The organism is Pseudomonas sp. UBT (assembly GCF_050915955.1).
GTDB classification, from domain to species: domain Bacteria; phylum Pseudomonadota; class Gammaproteobacteria; order Pseudomonadales; family Pseudomonadaceae; genus Aquipseudomonas; species Aquipseudomonas antarctica_A.
The window spans coordinates 4294009-4308179 of sequence record NZ_CP168079.1; the positions used below are offsets into that span (position 1 = coordinate 4294009).

A 14171-nucleotide genomic window follows, 5' to 3' on the forward strand; every position below is an offset into this window, starting at 1 on the left:
CTTAATTCTCCTTGGTTTCAATACGGTTCGACGCAGCCAATCGGGCCACGTTCCAGCCGCCACCCAGCGCCTTGATCAGGCCCACATTAGCGCTTAATTGCGGGTTTTGCAGGTGCGCCTGCGTGAACTGCACCGGGCCTGGACGTTATCGCCTCCGCCGAGTGTGCCAGCCCCTGTTGGCCAAGGACATCTAAGCCATCGGCTGAGGGCTTGTCACGCAGTGGATACCACCACCGCCCGCTGCAATCGCATTGATAACCTTGCTCCAGCCAGGGTTGCGGTTGCGGTTGATCAAACTGCTTTCGGTCATGATGCCGGTGCCCGGGCCATCAGCTAATTGCTCAGCCAGATGGCTTGCTCACGCCATTGGTAGATGCCACCATTCGTGGCCCAAACTGGGCGATGCTGACCCATCGTGACAGCGAAAATGACCCGCAGGCGCGGCGCTTCACCGAATGGCTGCTGACCCATTTACAGGCAGACCCGATATGAGCGAACGACTCGAGGACATCCTGGCCGAGCACCTGACGGTCGTGTTTTGCGGGATCAACCCCGGCAAGGGTTCTGCCGCGGTCGGCCAGCACTTTGCCAACCGCAGCAACCGCTTCTGGCGCACCCTGCACCTGGCCGGTTTCACGCCCCATGAAATACTTCCCGAGGACGGTCACACCTTGCTGCACTACCACTGCGGCTTGACCACTGTCGTGGAGCGCCCGACGGCGAGTGCGAGCGAGTTGGCACGGCATGAATTCAAAGAAGCGGCGGCAGCGTTTGAGCAGAAAATCCGCCATTACCGGCCACGCGTCGTGGCATTTCTCGGCAAGGCCGGTTACAGCGCGCTGTCTGGCCAGCGCGAGATAGCCTGGGGCTTGCAAGCGCAATTATTGGGCGATGCGTCGGTGTGGGTGTTGCCCAACCCCAGTGGGCGCAACCTGGCATTCAGCCTGGAGCAATTGGTGAGCGCCTATGGGCAGTTGCGTCAGGCCATTGCGCACGCCGATCAAGCGCCCTTACTCTCTTGAGCCAATGATCCTGATAGCAATGGAGGCTGCATGAAACTGGTCGGTATGCTGGATTCGCCTTACGTTCGCCGCGTGGCAATTTCCCTGGAGTTGTACGGCGTAGACTTTGTGCATGAACCCTTGTCCGTGTTCAGCACCTTCAACGAATTCGCACGGATCAACCCGGTGGTCAAGGCGCCCAGCCTGGTGCTGGAGGATGGCACGGTGCTGATGGATTCCAGCCTGATCCTGGACTATTTCGAAGCCCTCGCGCCGGCCGACAAGAAGCTTTTGCCCCAACACGCCGAGGCACGCGCCCACGCGCTGCAAGTGCTCGGGTTGGCCCTGGCAGCGTGTGAGAAAACCGTGCAGATCGTCTATGAACACCACCTGCGCCCAGCAGAAAAACTGCACGAGCCGTGGATCGAGCGCGTGACCGGGCAGTTGGTGGCGGCCTATTCGCTGCTGGAAAAACACCTCGCCCAACCCACCGACGAACCGTTGACCCAGGCTGCACTGACCGCCGCTGTCGCCTGGTCGTTCACCCAACTCAAACTGCCGACGGTGCTCGAGGTCGATGCGTTTCCCAACCTGCAACGCCATGCCAGTCGGCTCGAGCAACATCCGGCCTTTCGCAACTATCCGATCGAATAACGGATCTACACCCAACCGCCATCCACTATAAAGTTCTGCGCCGAACACATCGCCGACACATCAGAGGCGAGAAACAACGCCATATTGGCGATGTGTTCCGGCAGCACACTGCCCGGCAGGCACTGGCTGCGGCTGATCAGCTCGCGGGCCGAGTCGTCTACCCACATCGCCAGTTGTTTTTCGGTCATGACCCAGCCAGGTACCAGGGTGTTGACTCGGATGCGGCTGGGGCCCAGCTCCCGTGCCAGCGCCCGCGTCATGCCATGGGCGGCGGCCTTGCTGGCCGCGTATACCGGGTAGCCCGCAGAGGCCATCATCCAGCCGACCGAGCCCAAATTGATGATTGCCCCGCCGCCGGCGTTTTTCATCATCGGCACCACCGCCTTGGCGGCGAAGAAGGCGTGCTTGAGGTTGACCGCGATCAACCTGTCGAACATCGCCGAATCAACTTCTTCCAGGGTGTGGCGCACATCATTGGCGGCGTTGTTGACCAGCACGGTGATGGGGCCGAGCGAGTGTTCGAAACGCTCTATCGCTGCCTGAAAGGCGATTTCATCGGTGATGTCGCACTGCACGAATTGCACGGTGTGCCCCTGGGAACTCAATAACGCCGCCAATCGCTCGCCCTGGCTTTGCGCGCGGTCCACAAAGCCCACCCTGGCGCCCTGCGCGGCGAAGGCCCGGACCATGAATTCGCCAATGCCCGAGGCACCTCCAGAGACCAGCACGGTCTTACCCTTAAGGTCGGGATACACAGCCTGCGGAATATTCATATAACGATTGCCTCACTCAATTAGTCTTATTTTATTTTGCAAAAAGGCAGTAAAAGGCTATAAATCTGCTGTCCCATCGACAAAATATCGCACATTAGTAGAACTATTCCACTGAAAACAACAAAAGGAAGTTCGACCATGAAGCACCCTCGTCACCTGCTTTCCGGCCTTGCCCTTTCCATAATGATTGCCAGCGGCGGTGTCCAGGCCGCAGGCCTCACCAGCGAGCAAAAACCCTTCGGCAAAACCAATGACGGCACCGCCGTCGAACAGTACGTGTTGCGCAACAGCCATGGCATGCAAGCCACGGTCATCACCTACGGCGGCGTGTTGCAGTCGCTGAAAGTACCGGATAAAAACGGCAAGGCCGAGGACGTGGTGCTCGGTTTTGACGATGTACAGGGTTACCAGGCCGGCAGCGCATTTTTTGGCGCGACCATCGGGCGCTTTGGCAACCGCCTCGCGGGCGGCGCCTTCGAACTCGACGGCAAGCACTATCAGGTACCGCTCAACGACGGCCCCAACTCGCTGCATGGCGGCGCACAGGGTTTCGACAAGCACGTGTGGCAAGCCAAGCCAGTCAAGGGCAAGGACTCGGTCGGCGTGACCCTCACCTACCTGTCCAAGGACGGCGAGATGGGCTTCCCGGGCAACCTGAAAACCGAGGTCACGTACAGCCTCAACGACAACAACGAACTGCACATCGATTACACGGCCACCACCGACAAACCCACGGTGCTCAACCTCACCAACCACAGTTACTTCAACCTCGCCGGCGCGGGTAACGGCGACATCCTCAAGCACGTCGCGACCTTGCATGCCAGCCACTACACGCCGGTGAATGCCACCTTGATTCCTACCGGCGAACTGGCGCCGGTCAAGGGCACGCCGATGGACTTCCTCAAACCCACGCCGATCGGCCAGCACATCAAGGACGACCATCCGCAGCTCAAATTCGCCGAGCCGAAACAGGGCGGGTTTGACTTCAACTGGGCGCTGGACACCCAGGGCGATATCAAAAAACTTGCCGCCGAAGTACACGACCCAGCGTCTGGCCGGCATTTACAGCTCTACACCACCGAGCCTGGCGTGCAGTTTTATACCAGCAACTTCCTCGACGGCACGGTCAAGGGCAAGGCCGGCAAGACTTACCAGCACTGGAGCGGTTTCACACTGGAGACCCAGCACTTTCCGGATGCGCCTAACCAGCCGAAGTTTGCGTCGACACGCCTGAACCCGGGCCAGACCTACAGCCAAAACACCATCCTGAAGTTCACCGCCAAGTAAACGCTGGGAGCGGGCTTGCCCGCTCCCACACTTTTGACCTTCACAGAGCCGGGCTATCCGCGTTGTTTCATGCGGTCGATGACCACGGCCAACAGCAGGATCGAACCGCGAATCACATACTGGTAAAAGGTGTCGATGTTCTTCAGGTTCATCGCATTCTCGATAATCGCCAGGATCAACACCCCCGCAATCACGTGGCGAATCATGCCCACCCCGCCACTCAACGACACCCCGCCGAGCACGCAGGCGGAAATCACCGTCAGCTCGAAACCCTGGCCAATCATCGGCTGGCCGGAGGCCATGCGTGAAGCCAGGATTACCCCCGCCAGCGCACCAATCACGCCATGCATGGCAAAGATCAGGATCTTGGTGCGGTCCACATTCACCCCGGCCAGCAACGCCGCTTCCGGGTTGCCGCCGATGGCCATGGTGTTGCGCCCATAGGTGGTGTAGTTGAGCAGCCAGCCGAAAAACAGGAAACACACGATGGTGATCAGGATCGGCACCGGCACCCCCAGCAACTGGCCGTTGCCGAAGATGAAAAACTGCTCCTGGGACACCCCCACAGCCTTGCCGTTGGCAAAGATATAGGCCAGGCCGCGCACGATCTGCATGGTTGCCAGGGTGGTAATCAACGCATTGACCCGCAGCTTGGCGATCACGATGCCGTTGATCAGGCCGACGATCAGCCCCATCAGTAGCGCTGCGCCAATGCCCAGCATCACGCTGTCGGTATCGCGCATCACGATGGCCGCCACGACCCCGGCGCAGGCAATCACCGAGCCCACCGACAAGTCGAAATGCCCCGACGCCAGGCAAAACAGCATGGTGCAGGCGGCGATACCGACCGTGGAAATTGCCAGGCCCAGCCCACGCATGTTCAGCGGCGAGAGGAAGTTGTCGATCAGCAAGGCACACAGGACAAAGATCCCTATCGCCGCCAGCAACATTGCCCAGTTATCGAGCAGCGCACGCACATCGAGGGGTTTGCGTGCCGTGGGCAACGCGTTGTGTTGGGTTGTCATCGTCATCTCTCAGTTCGCCGGGCCGCGCGGCAAGGCCAGCTGCAGCAAGTTGGATTCAGTGGCGTGTTCACGGCGTTGTTCGCCGCGCAGGGCGCCTTCGCACAGCACCAGGATGCGGTCGGAAATGCCCATGACTTCCATCAGGTCGCTGGACACCACAATCACCGCAATGCCCTGCGCCGCGAGGTGGTGGATGATCCGGTAGATCTCGGCCTTGGCACCGATGTCGATGCCACGGGTCGGCTCGTCGAGCAGCAAGACCTTCATGGGCATCGACAACCAGCGGCCCAAAATGGCCTTTTGCTGATTGCCGCCGGACAGGTACATGATTTTCTGCGCCGCGTTCGGGGTTTTGACTTTCATGGCGCTGATCTGCTGGTCGGCATTGCCCTTTTCCCAGCCCTCGCGCAGCAGCCAACCGAACGCAGAGTGGGCACCGCGTGCGCTGATATTGATGTTTTCCGCGACGCTGGCGAGCGGGATGATGCCCTCCTTCTTGCGGTCTTCCGGGCACAGCAGCACACCGGCTGCGATGGCATCGCGCGGTGAGCGCAACTGCAGTGGTTGCCCACAGAGTTGCAGGTGGCCGGCGCTGGCGCGCTCCAGCCCGCTGAGCAGCCGAAACAGCTCGGTACGCCCCGCGCCCACCAGCCCGAACAGGCCAAGAATCTCGCCCTTGCGCACCTCAAAGCTCACTGGCTCACGCAAGCCCGGGCCCAGCAGCCCCTCAACCTTGAGCGCGACTTCGCCATGTTCGCGCGCACGGTAGTCGTAGATATCCTGAATATCGCGACCGACCATGCAGGTCACCAACTGGTCATGGGTCAACGCGTTCATGTCGTCAAAGGTGCGCACGTAGCGGCCATCCTTGAACACCGTGACGGCGTTGCAGATACGGAACACTTCCTCCATGCGGTGCGACACGTAGAGCACCACTTTGCCCTCGTCACGCAGGCGCGTGATGATCGCCATCAGCCGATCGATTTCCCGTGCCGACAAGCTGCTGGTCGGCTCATCGAAAGCAATCACGCTCGCGCCACGGGACAGCGCCTTGGCGATTTCCACCAGTTGACGCTGGCCGAGGGACAGGCGACCGAGTTTTTCCTCAGGGTCGATTTCATCGGCCAGGCCTTTCAGGCACGCCAATGCCTGCTTGCGCAGAAGGCCGCGATTGACCACTCCAAAGCGTGATGGCAAATGCCCCAGAAACAGGTTCTCGGCAACCGTCATTTCCGGTACCAGATGCAATTCCTGGTGAATCACCGCGACGCCGCAGGCGATGCTGTCGGCGGCGGATTTGAACGCCATCACCTGCTCGCCAATCTGCAACGTACCGCTGCTGGGCACATAGGCCCCGCCGAGAATCTTCAGCAGCGTCGACTTGCCTGCGCCGTTTTCGCCCATCAAGGCGTGCACCTGTCCCGGGTAGGCGGTGAAGCTGATGCCGTCCAGCGCCTTGACCCCGGGAAAGGTTTTTCCGATACCGTTAAAGCACAACCGGGCAGCGGCGTTGTGTGTCTGTACTTGCGCGTGCATAACCACCTCGTCACACGGATCAGGCGGCCCCGCTGCCGGGGCCGCCGAGGAAATGCATCAGTTCCACAAACCGATTTTTTCCAGCTCCTGCTTGAAGTTCTCGCGGGTGATCAGCGTGACTTCGTCCATGGCGGTGTACTTCGGCGGTTCCTTGCCGGTGGTAACCCAGTCGAACATCATCTTCGCGGTGTTGTAGCCCTCGATGTGCGGGCTCGGCAGCATCGAGCCGAAGAAGCCGCTGTTGGGTTTCTTCAATTCGCCGATGGCGTCGGTGCCATTGATGCCGATGCCAATCACATTGGCCGCGGCAAAGCCGGCACTTTCGGTGGCGCGTACGCCGCCCAGCACGGTGTTGTCGTTCATGCCGCCGATGATCAGGTTCTTGGCGCCACTGGGCAGTTTGACCAACGCCGAATTGGTCGCGTCCATGCTGCCCGGTACGTCGAGGGTCTTGGCGGCGGTGAACAGGATATGGTCCTTGGGAATGCCGGCGTCTTCCAGGGATTTGACCGAGCCGTCGGTGCGTTTTTTACCGGTGTCGAGTTCGTTGAAGGTGTTGATCACCGCGTAGGTTTCCTTCCAGTCCCAGCCGCGTTTTTTCGCCTCAGCCGCCATCGCGGCGCCCTGCTTCTGGCCGACTTCGAAGGCCGCCATGCCCAGGTACGGCACGTCTTCCATGAAGTTGCCCTTGGCGTCGACGAAGCGATCATCCACCGCAATCACTTTCAGGCCGTTGGCCTTGGCCTTGGCAACGATGGCAGGCCCGAGGGACACGTCCGGCGGGCAGATCACAAAGCCCTTGGCGCCGTTGGCAGCCAGGCTGTCGATGGCCGACAGGGTTTTCTCGCCATCGGGCACGGCGATCTTGATCACGGTGAAACCATGCTCCTTGCCGGCTTTTTCAGCGAAGGCCCATTCGGTCTGGAACCAGGGCTCTTCGGCCTGCTTGACCAGGAAACCGATCTTCACTTCTTCAGCGGCCAGCAACAGGCCACTCAAGCTCAGGGCCGACACCGCGACAGCGGCGCAGCACAGGGAACGGATACCACGACGACGATTCATAGGGGTGACTCCTTGTTGTTGTTTTTTAAGTCTTGGGTTTAACCGGCAAAGCGGTGACAGGGTTTGCCTGGCACATCGACCTCGATGGCCAATACCGCGCCATCCAACGGATGGTCCAAGGGGCTGGCGGCGCTGGTGATATACAGCGTGGTGAGGTCGGGGCCACCAAACACGCAACTGGTGGGCCGGCTGACAGGCAGTTCGAGGATGCGGTCCACCTCACCTTCGGGCGTCAGGCGCAGCAGGCAACTGCCGTCCCAGCGCGCATTCCAGATATAGCCCTCGCGGTCCATCGCCGAGCCGTCCGGGCCGCCACGAGCATGTGGACCGAACCACACCTGTGCCGGATCGAGTTGGCCATCCGCCTGGATCGAATGCCGATACAACGTGCCGTCCATGCTGTCGCCGAAATGCACCTGGGTGCCGTCCTCGTTCCACAGCAAGGTGTTAGGAATGCCCAGGCCATGCAGCAAAGCCGTGACGTGCCCGTCGGCATCGATGCGAAACAGGCCACCGGAACGCCGCGTGATGGGCAGGTCCTCTCCTTGCTCGCCGATGTTGTTCTGCATGGTGCCCAGCCACAGCCGGCCGTGAGCATCACAGCGCGCTTCGTTGCCGCGGTTGCCGGGTTGCGGGTCGGCGACACAGAGCAGGGTCAAGGCCTCGGTTGCCAGGTTCAGGCGATACACGCCGCTGCTCAACGTCACCAGCGCATCGCCGCTTTCACACGGGATGAATGCCGAAACATGCTCCGGCAACTGCCAGACCTGCAATTGCCCGCCCATCAGGCGTAGCGCCTGTTTGCCGGCGATATTGACCCAATACAGTGCCTGGGTCGGCACGTCCCAGAACGGGCCTTCGCCCAACTGCGCACGGTGCGGGGTGACTGCGGTACACGGCATGTTGCCTCCTGGAGCAGGGTTCTCAGGTACGTGTTACAGCGGGTCGCGGGAAGGCGTGCCATCCACCAGCCGCTGAATACGCAACGGGTTGGCGTTTTTCAACGCGTCGGGCAGCAGGCTATCAGGGTAATTCTGGAAGCACACCGGGCGCAGGAAACGGTCGATGGCCAGGGTACCGACCGAGGTGCCACGGGCATCGGAGGTCGCCGGGTATGGGCCACCGTGGACCATCGAATCGCACACTTCAACACCGGTTGGGTAACCGTTAAGCAGGATGCGGCCGACCTTTTGTTCCAACAACGGCGTCAGTTCAGCGAACTGCGCAAAGTCAGTGGGCTCGCCGATAATCGTCGCCATCAGTTGCCCGTGCAGGCCGTGCAAAGCCTTGCTGAGTTGGGCCTGGTCGGCCACTTCGACAAATACGGTGGTCGGGCCAAACACTTCCTCCTGCAGCACTTCATCGCCGTCGATCAGCAAACGCACATCGGCCTTGAACACCTGCGGCTGCGCCTGATTGCCGGTTTGGGCATTACCCGCCAGGTGCTGAATACCAGGGTGTGCGAGCAGTTTTTCCAAGCCCTTGCCGTAGCTGCTCAAGGTGCCGGCGTTGAGCATGGTTTGCGCCGGTTGATCGCCGATCAGTTGTGCCACTTGCTGGGTGAATGCCGTGAACTGCGGCGAGGCGATGCCGATCACCAGGCCGGGGTTGGTGCAAAACTGCCCACAGCCCTGCACCACCGACGCGGTCAGGTCGCGGGCGACTGTTTCCGCGCGAGCCTGCAACGCCTGGGGCAACACAATCACCGGGTTGATGCTCGACATCTCGGCAAACACCGGGATCGGCTGCGGGCGGGCCGCCGCCATATCACACAGTGCGCGACCGCCCTTGAGCGAACCAGTGAAGCCGACTGCCTGGATCGCCGGGTGCTTGACCAGTGCTTCGCCGACGCCGCCGCCGAAGATCATGTTGAATACACCCGCCGGCATCTCGGTGGCCTCGGCCGCCCGAATGATTGCATCGGCGACGCGCTCGGCCGTCGCCATATGCCCGCTGTGGGCCTTGAACACCACCGGGCAACCCGCCGCCAGCGCGGCAGCGGTGTCGCCACCCGCCGTGGAAAACGCCAAGGGGAAATTGCTCGCGCCAAACACTGCGACCGGGCCGAGGCCGATACGGTATTGGCGCAAGTCCGGGCGCGGCAGCGGCTGGCGGTCGGGCAAGGCGTTGTCGATACGTGCGCCGTAGAAGTCGCCACGGCGCAACACTGTGGCAAACAAACGCATCTGCCCGCTGGTACGTCCGCGCTCGCCTTTGATACGCGCAGCCGGCAACGCGGTTTCGCGGCAGACCAACTCAATGAAATCATCACCCAGCGCCTCCAGCTCGTCGGCCACCGCGTCCAGGAATTGCGCGCGACGCGAGGCACTCAACGTGCGGTACGCCGGGTAAGCGGCGGCGGCGGCCCGGGCGGCGGCGTCGACCTCCTCGGGCGTGGCCTGGTAGAAGGCCTGGGGCAAGGATTCGCCGGTACTGGCGTCGACGCTGTTGAGCGTGACACTGCCCTTGGCACTGCGCTGGCCGCCGATGTAGTTGTGGCCGAGAAACGAGGTCATGTTGTTCTCCTTAAAGGCTGATGACATTGCCGGGTTCGAACACCGCATCGGCCTTACCTACCGTGTTGATCAACGGCGCGCCAAATTCGGCTTGGCTGATCTCGAACACATCCCCCGGCTGGGTACGTATACCGTCCGCGAATGACAAGGTGGCGGTGCCGAAGAAGTGAATATGCACATCGCCCGGCGTGAGGAACTGGCGGTATTTGAAGTGGTGGTATTCGAGGTTTTCCAGGCTGTGGCACATGTTGGCTTCGCCACTGAGGAATTCGTTCTGCCAGATCACTTCGCCGTCGCGCAGGATGCGGCTGGTGCCCGCCAGGTGCTGGGGCAACTCGCCCACGCGCAATTCGGGGCCATAGCTGCAACTGCGCAGTTTGGAGTGAGCCAGGTACAGGTAGTTCTTGCGCTCCATCACATGGTCGGAAAACTCGTTGCCTACGGCGAAGCCAAGGCGATAAGGCTTGCCGTCGTGGCCGATCACGTAGAGGCCGCCGATCTCCGGCTCTTCGCCGGCATCTTCGGCAAACGGCGGCACCGGGAATGCTGCGCCCGGGCGCACGACGATGCTGCCGTCGCCCTTGTAGAACCATTCGGGTTGTACGCCCGCTTGGCCGGCGGCGGGTTTGCCGCCCTCCACGCCCCATTTGAAGATGCGCAGGGTGTCGGTCATGGCGCTGTCGTCACCGACTTGCTTGTGCATCTTGTCTCGCGCCGAAGCACTGCCCAGGTGGGTCAGGCCGGTGCCGCTGATCAACATGTGCGCCGGGTCCGGGTGGTCGAGTGGCGGCAGGATTTTCAGGTCGGCCAACAGGGCCGCGTAGTCGTAGCTGTCACCCAGGCCCAGGCGCTTGACCTGTTGCGCCAGGCCCTCGCCGGCTTCGATAGCGGCCAGCGCCAACTCGCGCACGCTGCGGGCGCTCTGCACTTCGCGCAATGTGCGGCCTTCCACCACGCCGACGCGGCGCTCGCCGTTACGTAACTCGAACTGAACTAAACGCATGAAGTGACTCCTCGATTAAGTACGTGTGGCGCCACGCGCGCTGGCGGCGAATTGGTCGACAGGCAGCACGTGCTTGCGCTCCAGCAGGCGATAGACCACGCCGGTCAGCACCAGCCCGAACACCATCACCCCGCTCAGGAAGTACAAACCGGAAGCCAGGGTGCCGGTGTATTCCTTGAGTGCACCAATCACAAACGGGCCGATGTAGCCGCCGAGGTTGCCCACCGAATTGATCAGCGCAATGCCCGCCGCCGCACTCGCACCGGCAAAGAACCGGCCCGGCAAGGTCCAGAACACCGCCGTGCAGGAAAACAGCGCAAACGCCGCCAGGCACAGCGCGGCCATTTGCAGCACCGGCACACTCAGCCAGGCGCTGAGGAACAGGCCGATGGCGCCGAGCACATAGAGCACGGCGAGGTGGCCGTAGCGGTCGTTCAAACGGTCGGAACTGCGCGGGATGATCAGCAGGCCGATGATGCCGAAGATGTACGGCACCGCGGAGATGAACCCGGTGACCAGGTCACTGCCGCCGAACTGCTTGATCAACGTCGGCAGCCACAGCCCCAGCCCATAAATGCTCAAGGTCACGGGCAGGTAGAACAGCGCCAGCAACAACACGCGCGTGTCTTTCAGCGCATGCAGTGGGTTGCCGTGGCGGGTCTGGCCGTAGGCTTGCAGGTCTTTATTGAGTTCGCCGGTGAGCCAGGTCTTTTCGTCCTCGCTCATCCACTTGACCTGTTTGGGGCCGTCCGGCAGGTAGCGCAGCACGGGCCAGGTGAGCAGCAGCGCCGGGGTACCGATCACGATAAACAGCCACTGCCAGCCGTGCAGCCCAAGAATGCCGTCCATGCCCAGCAAGCCGCCGGACACCGGGCCGGTGATCATCATCGCGATGGGTTGGGACAGGATGAACAGCCCGAGAATCTTGCCGCGATGGCGCACCGGAAACCATTGGGTGATGTAGTAGAGAACGCCCGGAAAGAACCCGGCTTCCGCCGCACCGAGCAAAAAGCGCATCACATAGAAGCTGTGGGGGCCCTGCACGAATGCCATGCCGATGGTGATGGCGCCCCACGTGAGCATGATGCGGGCAAACCAGCGCCGGGCACCGAAGCGGTCGAGCATCAGGTTGCTGGGGATCTCGAACAGGAAGTAGCCAATGAAGAACAGCCCCGCGCCCAAACCATACGCGGCGTCACCGATACCGACGTCGGCGCCCATGTGCAACTTGGCAAAGCCCACTGCCGAGCGGTCCACATAGGCGACCAGGTACAGCAGGATCAGGAAGGGAATCAGTTTCAGCGTGATGCGCCGAATAAGCCGCAGTTCCTGGCTCATGGGGTCGATCTCCGATTGTTGTTTTTATAGAAGCTCGGGGGCTGCCTCTCGCGAAAATCCGCCAGGGCCATGCCTCAGTTAAGACGGACTATATAGTAGGACTATTTACAAAACAACACTTCCAAAGCCTCGATTTTGCGCTTATGTTTAGCCACATATAGAACATATAGTCATACAATAAGAGAAGCCATCATGCCTGATAAAAAGCCCGCCCTCCGCTCCGCCCAGTGGTTCGGCACCGCCGACAAGAACGGCTTTATGTACCGCAGCTGGATGAAGAACCAGGGCATCGCCGACCATCAGTTCCACGGAAAACCGATCATCGGTATCTGCAACACCTGGTCTGAGCTGACCCCGTGCAACGCGCATTTCCGCCAGATTGCCGAGCACGTCAAACGCGGTGTGATCGAGGCCGGTGGCTTCCCCGTGGAATTCCCGGTGTTCTCCAACGGCGAATCCAACCTGCGCCCCACCGCCATGCTCACCCGCAACCTGGCGAGCATGGATGTGGAAGAAGCCATTCGCGGCAACCCCATCGACGGCGTAGTGCTGTTGACCGGCTGTGACAAAACCACCCCGGCCTTGCTGATGGGCGCGGCCAGTTGCGACGTGCCGGCCATCGTGGTCACCGGCGGGCCGATGCTCAACGGCAAGCACAAGGGCCAGGACATCGGCTCGGGCACCGTGGTGTGGCAGCTCAGCGAACAGGTCAAGGCCGGCACGATTACCCTGGACGATTTCCTCGCGGCCGAGGGTGGCATGTCGCGCTCGGCGGGCACCTGCAACACCATGGGCACCGCGTCGACCATGGCGTGCATGGCCGAGGCACTGGGCACTTCCCTGCCCCACAACGCGGCGATCCCGGCGGTGGATGCGCGGCGTTACGTGCTGGCGCACATGTCCGGCATGCGCGCGGTGGAGATGGTGCGCGAAGACTTGAAGCTGTCGAAGATCCTCACCAAGGAAGCGTTTGAAAACGCGATCCGCGTGAATGCGGCCATCGGCGGCTCGACCAACGCGGTGATCCACTTGAAAGCCATCGCCGGGCGCATCGGTGTCGAGCTTGACCTGGATGATTGGACACGCATGGGCCGTGGCATACCCACCATCGTCGACCTGCAACCCTCGGGGCGCTTCCTGATGGAGGAGTTCTATTACGCCGGCGGCCTGCCTGCCGTGCTGCGCCGCCTGGGCGAAGCCAACCTGATCCCGCACCCGAATGCTTTGACCGTCAACGGCAAGTCCCTGGGCGAGAACACCAAGGACTCGCCGATCTACGGCCAGGACGAAGTGATCCGCACCCTCGACAACCCGATCCGCGCCGATGGCGGCATCTGCGTGCTGCGCGGCAACCTGGCCCCGTTGGGCGCCGTGCTCAAACCGTCGGCCGCCAGCGCACAGCTGATGCAGCACCGAGGCCGTGCGGTGGTGTTCGAGGACTTCGACATGTACAAGGCGCGCATCAACGACCCGGCGCTGGACGTGGATGCCAACTCGATCCTGGTCATGAAAAACTGCGGGCCCAAGGGCTACCCGGGCATGGCCGAAGTCGGCAACATGGGTTTGCCGGCCAAACTGCTGGCCCAGGGCGTGACCGATATGGTGCGTATTTCCGACGCGCGCATGAGCGGCACCGCCTACGGCACGGTGGTGCTGCACGTGGCGCCGGAAGCCGCTGCCGGCGGCCCGCTGGCCACGGTGAAGGAAGGCGACTGGATTGAACTCGATTGCGCCAATGGCCGCCTGCACCTGGACATCCCCGACGCAGAGCTGGCCGCGCGCATGGCCGACCTGGCGCCACCGCAGAAGCTGATCGTCGGGGGCTACCGTCAGCTGTACATCGACCACGTGCTGCAGGCGGACCAAGGCTGCGACTTTGACTTCCTGGTGGGCTGCCGTGGGGCTGAAGTCCCGCGTCATTCCCACTAATTGGGATGCTATGATGCCGCCTATTTAGCCAGAGCCTCCCGTTCGTT

General features: G+C 61.8%; 13 protein-coding genes and 1 pseudogene. 5 read left to right on the forward strand and 9 right to left on the reverse strand.

Annotated features, from left to right (window positions below; all coding sequences use genetic code 11):
• Nucleotide 1 precedes the first annotated feature (1 nt).
• Nucleotides 2-133 (reverse strand): hypothetical protein, encoded by a 132-nt coding sequence (locus ACDZ94_RS19710; protein WP_257784278.1) that lies wholly within the window; start codon nt 131-133, stop codon nt 2-4.
• A gap of 206 nt (nt 134-339) precedes the next feature.
• Between ACDZ94_RS19710 and ACDZ94_RS19715 the strand changes: the two are divergent.
• The 3 genes and pseudogenes from ACDZ94_RS19715 to ACDZ94_RS19725 form a co-directional block, all read left to right on the forward strand.
• Nucleotides 340-492: pseudogene (locus tag ACDZ94_RS19715) on the forward strand (LysR family transcriptional regulator); the annotation flags it as partial.
• The gene (gene mug / locus ACDZ94_RS19720) at nt 489-1022 is read left to right on the forward strand and encodes a G/U mismatch-specific DNA glycosylase (protein WP_432750639.1); all 534 of its coding nucleotides are present in this window, start codon (nt 489-491) and stop codon (nt 1020-1022) included. The pseudogene ACDZ94_RS19715 and the gene mug, both read left to right, overlap by 4 nt.
• Before the next feature lie 30 nt (nt 1023-1052).
• Nucleotides 1053-1655: a glutathione S-transferase family protein gene (locus tag ACDZ94_RS19725; protein WP_064452810.1), complete on the forward strand. Its 603-nt coding sequence runs from the start codon at nt 1053-1055 to the stop codon at nt 1653-1655.
• 5 nt (nt 1656-1660) lie between these two features.
• Here the strand turns inward: ACDZ94_RS19725 and ACDZ94_RS19730 are convergent, their stop codons facing one another.
• Nucleotides 1661-2428 (reverse strand): SDR family NAD(P)-dependent oxidoreductase, encoded by a 768-nt coding sequence (locus ACDZ94_RS19730; protein WP_262665081.1) that lies wholly within the window; start codon nt 2426-2428, stop codon nt 1661-1663.
• 138 nt (nt 2429-2566) lie between these two features.
• Here ACDZ94_RS19730 and ACDZ94_RS19735 point away from each other — a divergent pair, with 138 nt between their 5' ends.
• Nucleotides 2567-3715: an aldose epimerase family protein gene (locus ACDZ94_RS19735; RefSeq protein WP_432750640.1), complete on the forward strand. Its 1149-nt coding sequence runs from the start codon at nt 2567-2569 to the stop codon at nt 3713-3715.
• A gap of 53 nt (nt 3716-3768) precedes the next feature.
• Here ACDZ94_RS19735 and araH read toward each other — a convergent pair whose 3' ends face one another.
• From araH to ACDZ94_RS19770, 7 genes are read right to left on the reverse strand one after another with little or no spacing between them, the layout of a single operon-like run.
• Nucleotides 3769-4740 (reverse strand): L-arabinose ABC transporter permease AraH, encoded by a 972-nt coding sequence (araH, locus tag ACDZ94_RS19740; RefSeq protein WP_432750641.1) that lies wholly within the window; start codon nt 4738-4740, stop codon nt 3769-3771.
• A gap of 9 nt (nt 4741-4749) precedes the next feature.
• Complete coding sequence (gene araG / locus ACDZ94_RS19745) at nt 4750-6276, reverse strand: L-arabinose ABC transporter ATP-binding protein AraG (protein WP_432750642.1); 1527 nt, start codon at nt 6274-6276, stop codon at nt 4750-4752.
• A 57-nt stretch (nt 6277-6333) separates the two neighbouring features.
• Nucleotides 6334-7338: a substrate-binding domain-containing protein gene (locus ACDZ94_RS19750; RefSeq protein WP_064452815.1), complete on the reverse strand. Its 1005-nt coding sequence runs from the start codon at nt 7336-7338 to the stop codon at nt 6334-6336.
• Nucleotides 7339-7376: 38 nt separating this feature from the next.
• Nucleotides 7377-8240, reverse strand: coding sequence for an SMP-30/gluconolactonase/LRE family protein (locus ACDZ94_RS19755; RefSeq protein WP_407016811.1), 864 nt, complete (start codon nt 8238-8240; stop codon nt 7377-7379).
• A 33-nt stretch (nt 8241-8273) separates the two neighbouring features.
• The gene (locus ACDZ94_RS19760) at nt 8274-9854 is read right to left on the reverse strand and encodes an aldehyde dehydrogenase (NADP(+)) (protein WP_432750643.1); all 1581 of its coding nucleotides are present in this window, start codon (nt 9852-9854) and stop codon (nt 8274-8276) included.
• 10 nt (nt 9855-9864) lie between these two features.
• The gene (gene araD1, locus ACDZ94_RS19765; protein WP_064452818.1) at nt 9865-10857 is read right to left on the reverse strand and encodes an AraD1 family protein; all 993 of its coding nucleotides are present in this window, start codon (nt 10855-10857) and stop codon (nt 9865-9867) included.
• A 15-nt stretch (nt 10858-10872) separates the two neighbouring features.
• Nucleotides 10873-12195, reverse strand: a complete 1323-nt coding sequence (locus tag ACDZ94_RS19770) for an MFS transporter (protein WP_064452819.1) — start codon at nt 12193-12195, stop codon at nt 10873-10875.
• Between the two features lie 192 nt (nt 12196-12387).
• On the opposite strand from ACDZ94_RS19770, the gene ACDZ94_RS19775 reads away from it, so the two are divergent.
• Nucleotides 12388-14124, forward strand: a complete 1737-nt coding sequence (locus tag ACDZ94_RS19775) for an IlvD/Edd family dehydratase (protein ID WP_128588064.1) — start codon at nt 12388-12390, stop codon at nt 14122-14124.
• Nucleotides 14125-14171 lie beyond the last annotated feature (47 nt).

Coding starts and splice junctions, on each gene's coding strand:
- araD1 (WP_064452818.1), bottom strand. CDS start 10,857: ATGCGTTTAGTTCAGTTCGAGTTACGTAACGGCGAGCGCCGCGTCGGC.
- araG (WP_432750642.1), bottom strand. CDS start 6,276: ATGCACGCGCAAGTACAGACACACAACGCCGCTGCCCGGTTGTGCTTT.
- mug (WP_432750639.1), top strand. CDS start 489: ATGAGCGAACGACTCGAGGACATCCTGGCCGAGCACCTGACGGTCGTG.
- ACDZ94_RS19730 (WP_262665081.1), bottom strand. CDS start 2,428: ATGAATATTCCGCAGGCTGTGTATCCCGACCTTAAGGGTAAGACCGTG.
- araH (WP_432750641.1), bottom strand. CDS start 4,740: ATGACAACCCAACACAACGCGTTGCCCACGGCACGCAAACCCCTCGAT.
- ACDZ94_RS19725 (WP_064452810.1), top strand. CDS start 1,053: ATGAAACTGGTCGGTATGCTGGATTCGCCTTACGTTCGCCGCGTGGCA.
- ACDZ94_RS19735 (WP_432750640.1), top strand. CDS start 2,567: ATGAAGCACCCTCGTCACCTGCTTTCCGGCCTTGCCCTTTCCATAATG.
- ACDZ94_RS19770 (WP_064452819.1), bottom strand. CDS start 12,195: ATGAGCCAGGAACTGCGGCTTATTCGGCGCATCACGCTGAAACTGATT.
- ACDZ94_RS19760 (WP_432750643.1), bottom strand. CDS start 9,854: ATGACCTCGTTTCTCGGCCACAACTACATCGGCGGCCAGCGCAGTGCC.
- ACDZ94_RS19755 (WP_407016811.1), bottom strand. CDS start 8,240: ATGCCGTGTACCGCAGTCACCCCGCACCGTGCGCAGTTGGGCGAAGGC.
- ACDZ94_RS19775 (WP_128588064.1), top strand. CDS start 12,388: ATGCCTGATAAAAAGCCCGCCCTCCGCTCCGCCCAGTGGTTCGGCACC.
- ACDZ94_RS19750 (WP_064452815.1), bottom strand. CDS start 7,338: ATGAATCGTCGTCGTGGTATCCGTTCCCTGTGCTGCGCCGCTGTCGCG.